The following is a 1,070-nucleotide window of genomic DNA, read 5'->3' on the forward strand; positions in this document are numbered from 1 at the left end:
GCATTGTAATCACCTCGAACCGAGAGTGCAACACTCTTTCACGCAGCCCTGCAGGCAGCTTCCCGCTCGCGTTACCAGCAGTCGGACAGTGTTGCCTGCGACGTCTTCACGTTGGCCTGATTGAGCGTCAGGTCGCCACATTTGTCCTTGGTCTGCGCATTGGCCGCTGCTGCCGTGAACGTGAACGTCGACTGCCCGGTCTCCATGGACAGGGTGTAGGCCGCGGTGCCGCCCTCGCGTGGCGAGTTGATGGAATCAGCTCCGCCGGGGAAGGTGAAGCCCACATAGGTGTTGTTGATGGTGTGGTAGCGCTCGGCCAGCTGCGCGTACTCCACCAGATCGGCCTTGGCCTGCGCGCGCCGCGACTTGAGAACATGCGCGCTGTAGTTCGGATAGGCGATCGCAGCAAGGATCGCCACGACCGCCACCACGATCATCAGTTCGATCAGGCTGAAACCGCGGGCCACGCGGCCCGCCATCCACGGTGTACGCATTGCGGTGGCTCCTGGTGCCTGCAAAGAAGGAACGTCGATCACTGGATCTGCCTCCACGACTGGCGACCGCAGGGGTACGGCAGGTACATCGGCTCCGCGCCAGCCACCGAAATCTGCATCATGCAGGCATCGCCCGGGGGTTTCGGCGGCGGACTGCCAGGCTTGCCCGGGTCCGGCGGCGCCAGCCGTGGCACCACCGAAGTGGTGACATCCCGCACCGGCGCGTTGCCGCCCGTACTCAAGGGCACGCCAGCCGTGCCTGCGCCGGGCGACGCGCCATCAGGAGCACCAAAGCGCACCTGTGACATCGCCGCCTCGCCACTGCTGGCCTGCAGGCCGAACACCCAGTTCGCACCATCCACCGAACAGCCCTGGGACTCTGAAGGAATGTAGGTCGGCATGAACACCACACCCGAAACAATGCGCGGATTACCCACCGCACGCTCCTTGCCTGACAGCGTCACAGTCCAGCCACGGCTCTGCGCCGGAACAGTCCCTGGCGAAAGGGTGCGCATGCCATTGTCGAACTGTGCCGTGAACGGACGCAGGTTGGCTGAGGTCAGCGTCGTTCCGGGC

Annotated in this window: 1 protein-coding gene and 1 pseudogene; both read right to left on the reverse strand. The window is 64.7% G+C overall.

Going from position 1 to position 1,070, the window contains the following annotated elements:
- Positions 1–71 precede the first annotated feature (71 nt).
- Positions 72–494, reverse strand: a complete 423-nt coding sequence (locus ACFQ6N_RS41135; protein WP_053449293.1) for a type IV pilin protein — start codon at positions 492–494, stop codon at positions 72–74.
- 38 nt (positions 495–532) lie between these two features.
- Positions 533–1,070, reverse strand: a pseudogene (locus ACFQ6N_RS41140) (hypothetical protein); the annotation flags it as partial.

Origin of the sequence: Kitasatospora sp. NPDC056446, from assembly GCF_042796115.1 — a bacterium.
GTDB lineage: Bacteria > Actinomycetota > Actinomycetes > Streptomycetales > Streptomycetaceae > Kitasatospora.